Source organism: Kitasatospora putterlickiae (assembly GCF_039527695.1).
GTDB lineage: Bacteria > Actinomycetota > Actinomycetes > Streptomycetales > Streptomycetaceae > Kitasatospora > Kitasatospora putterlickiae.
On record NZ_BAAAKJ010000094.1, the window covers coordinates 12796 to 16597 of the forward strand.

The following is a 3802-nucleotide window of genomic DNA, read 5'->3' on the forward strand; positions in this document are numbered from 1 at the left end:
CCTTCCCCGGACGTCCGCGGTCCCCTCCCGGTGCCGCCGCTCCCCCGAGCCGGCGCCACCCGTACCGCGTCCGTCCTGTCACCCGTCCCCCGACGGGATCCCCCGTCCGGTCCCACCCCCACGGCGGACCGGAACGTCCTGACGGCGTCGCGCCGTCCTGTTACGCGACCAGCTCGCCGAACGCCCGCAGGGTGTCCCCCGAGGTGTTCAGCTGCTCGTCCTCGCGCAGCCGGCGCAGCGCGCGCCAGATGCTGCTCTTGACCGTGCCGACGCTGATGCCGAGCACGTCGGCGATCTCCGGGTCGGTCTTGCCCTCGTAGTAGCGCAGCACCAGCATGGTGCGCTGGTTCTCCGGCAGCTTGGCCAGCGCCTGCCAGAGCACGGCGCGCAGCTCGGTGCCGCCCATCGCGTCGGTGTCGCCGACCGTCTCCGGCAGCTCCTCGGTCGGGTACTCGTTGACCTTGCGGCGCCGCCAGGCGGAGATGTGCAGGTTGGTCATGGTGCGGCGGAGGTAGCCCCCGACCGCGGCCTTGTCGGTGATCCGGCCCCAGGCGCGGTAGGTGCTGAAGAGCGCGCTCTGCAGCAGGTCCTCGGCCTCGTAGCGGTCACCGGTGAGGTGGTAGGCGGTGGCGTACAGCGAGGCGCGGCGCTCGCGCACGTACGCGGTGAACTCCGTGACGTGGTCCTCGGCGGCGGGGCGCTCCCCCTGCGCCCCGTCCCGCTCCGGCCCGGTGACCGGCGCCGCCACGGGGCTCAGCCGCAGCAGCGTCGCACCGGCGGCCTCGCGGCCGGCCGACTCCCCCGAGTCGGCCTTCCGCAGGCCGGTTCCCCCGATGCCCCGGTTCCCCCCCAGGGCGTCCTTGCCCTCGACGCGGATGGGGAGGACCCCCCGCAGCGTCAAGGTGCTGGCGGAATCGGCCGCGTTCCCCCGGCGGCCGATCCCGTACAGCTCCCCCGTCCTGCCGCCGCTCACCCGGCGGACAACGGTGTTTCCACCGGTGCTGTGCGCGCACCCCCGTGCGATCACGGCACCGGAGGCCTCCTCGGCCCCGGCCGCCGGCCGGGTCCTGAACGCGGTGGCCGATGAACGCGCGGTGCGGACAGCCGGGTTGGTCCGGGTCTGAAGCGTGGCGTTCATCGTGCGCCCCCTTGGTCGGTTCGAGCGGTTTCCCTTGCCGCCGCCCGGTCCGGCCGATTGGCCCGCTGTCCTGCGGCGACATCGAAAATCCTGCCCGCCGGTTGTGATGGCGCTGTCCGTCGACTGTCACAGAGCTGTCACAGGGCCCGGCCTTTCGTCACCGCACGCCTCCCCGAGTTGACGGACGCCCGTCACACGCGTTCCGGTTCCCGTGCGGGCGGTGGGGGGTGATTACCCGCTCCGGGTGAGCCAGAATGAGGCCGTGCCTTTCCTCCTTCTGATCGAGGACGACGACGCCATCCGCACCGGCCTCGAACTCGCCCTCACCCGCCAGGGCCACCGCGTGGCCACCGCCGCCTCCGGCGAGGACGGTCTGAGGCTCTTCAAGGAGCAGCGGCCGGACCTCATCGTGCTGGACGTGATGCTGCCCGGCATCGACGGCTTCGAGGTGTGCCGCCGGATCCGCCGCACCGACCAGCTGCCGATCATCCTGCTGACCGCCCGCTCCGACGACATCGACGTGGTGGTGGGCCTGGAGTCGGGCGCGGACGACTACGTGGTCAAGCCGGTGCAGCCGCGCGTGCTGGACGCCCGGATCCGGGCCGTGCTGCGGCGCGGCGAGCGGGAGAACTCGGACTCCTCGGTCTACGGCAGCGTGGTGATCGACCGGGCGGCGATGACGGTCACCAAGGACGGCGCGGACCTCCAGCTGACGCCGACCGAGCTGCGGCTGCTGCTGGAGCTCAGCCGGCGGCCCGGGCAGGCGCTGTCGCGCCAGCAGCTGCTGCGGCTGGTCTGGGAGCACGACTACCTGGGCGACTCCCGCCTGGTGGACGCCTGCGTCCAGCGGCTGCGGGCCAAGGTCGAGGACGTGCCCTCGGCCCCGACGCTGATCCGCACGGTGCGCGGCGTCGGCTACCGGCTGGACCCTCCGGCGTGAGCGCCGCCGCGACCTCGGCCGCGCCCGCCGCCGCGACCACCACCGTGACCGCGGCCCCTTGTCCGGCGCCGGCGATATCCCGCCGCGCGCAGTGAACTTCCGCAACGACAGGCTCCCGTGACCAACCATCAGACGACGGCCCGGTTCTCCTCCGGCCCGTGGCGACGGCTGCGCTCGCTGCGCGTGCGGCTGATCGCGGTGTTCGCCGCGGTCGCGCTGCTCACCGCCGTCTCGGCCTCCGGCATCGCGTACTGGCTGAACCGCGACGCGGTGCTCAAGCGCGCGCAGGACACCGCGCTCAACGACTTCCGGCTCTCCCTCAGCCGCAACGTGTCGAGCCTGCCGCTGAGCGCGACCTGCGAGGACCTGAACACGCTGGCCGGCATCGTCGCCGGTTCCGGGCTCGGCTACGACGTGGTGGTGACGGACCCGGCGCTGCCGGACTGCATCGCCTCCTCCAGCCCCACCCAGTACACGCTCGCCAACGTCCCGACCCCGCTGCAGACCCAGGTCGGCAGGCCGCGCGAGATCACCGAGTCCAACCCGTACACGTATCACCTGTACTGGCAGCGGCAGAACCTCGACGGCCGGCCGTTCGTGATCGGCGGCACCAAGGTGGTGCCGACCGGCCCGACCGCGTACATGTTCAAGTCGCTGGAGAACGAGCGGGCCGACCTCAACACGCTCGGCTGGTCGCTGGCGATCGCCACGCTGCTGGCGCTGATCGGCTCGGCGCTGCTCGCGCAGGCGGCCTCGGCGACAGTGCTGCGGCCGGTGCGGCGGCTCGGCGACGCGGCGCGGCGGCTCGGCGAGGGGCACCTGGACACCCGGCTGGAGGTCGAGGGCTCGGACGAACTCGCCGACCTGGCACGGACCTTCAACCGGACCGCGGAGTCGCTGCACGAGCAGGTCGAGGAGCTGAGCGCGCGCGAGGCGCAGAGCCGGCGGTTCGTCGCCGACATGTCGCACGAGCTGCGCACCCCGCTGACCGCGATGACCGCCGTGACGGACATCCTGGAGGACGAGGCGGAGTCGCTGGACCCGATGATCGAGCCGGCGGTGCGGCTGGTGGTCAGCGAGACCCGCCGGCTGTCCGACCTGGTGGAGAACCTCATGGAGGTGACCCGCTTCGACGCCGGCACGGCCAAGCTGGTCGCCGACGAGGTGGACATCGCGGACCTGATCATGTCCTGCATCGACGGCCGGGCCTGGTACGACGCGGTGGAGGTGGACGCGCCGCGCGGGGTGCGGGCGGTGGTCGACCCGCGCCGGCTGGACGTCGTCTTCGCCAACCTCATCGGCAACGCGCTCAAGCACGGCGGCTCGCCGGTGCGGGTGCGGGTGCGCGAGGACGGGGACAGCGTGGTCGTCGAGGTGTCGGACAGCGGTCCGGGCATCCCGGAGGACGTGCTGCCGCACGTCTTCGACCGGTTCTACAAGGCCGACAAGGGGCGGGCCCGCTCGGAGGGCAGCGGCCTCGGCCTGTCCATCGCGATGGCCAACGCGCAGATCCACGGGGGGACCATCACCGCCGCGAACGGCGAGGCCGGCGCGGTGTTCACGCTGACGCTGCCACGGACGCCGCCGCCTCCGCCGCCGGCCGACAGCGCCTCCGGCTCCGCTTCCGAGGAGAGTGCCCAGTGAGTCGACGCCCGTTCGCCGTCGCCGCGCTGCTGGGGCTGGCCGCGCTGGCCGCCGGCTGCGGCATCCGGCCGACCGCCGTC

The 3802-nt window shown here is 73.2% G+C and carries 3 protein-coding genes; 2 read left to right on the forward strand and 1 reads right to left on the reverse strand.

All coding sequences use genetic code 11. From position 1 onward, the window contains the following. Positions 1–160: 160 nt before the first annotated feature. Entirely contained in the window at positions 161–1024 is an 864-nt protein-coding gene (locus tag ABD308_RS10125; RefSeq protein WP_425554732.1) for a SigE family RNA polymerase sigma factor, read from the reverse strand. A 376-nt stretch (positions 1025–1400) separates the two neighbouring features. Between ABD308_RS10125 and ABD308_RS10130 the strand changes: the two genes are divergently transcribed. After that, positions 1401–2078 (forward strand): response regulator, encoded by a 678-nt coding sequence (locus tag ABD308_RS10130; RefSeq protein ID WP_030300621.1) that lies wholly within the window; start codon positions 1401–1403, stop codon positions 2076–2078. A gap of 117 nt (positions 2079–2195) precedes the next feature. Then, positions 2196–3722, forward strand: a complete 1527-nt coding sequence (locus ABD308_RS10135; RefSeq protein ID WP_344331131.1) for an ATP-binding protein — start codon at positions 2196–2198, stop codon at positions 3720–3722. Positions 3723–3802 lie beyond the last annotated feature (80 nt).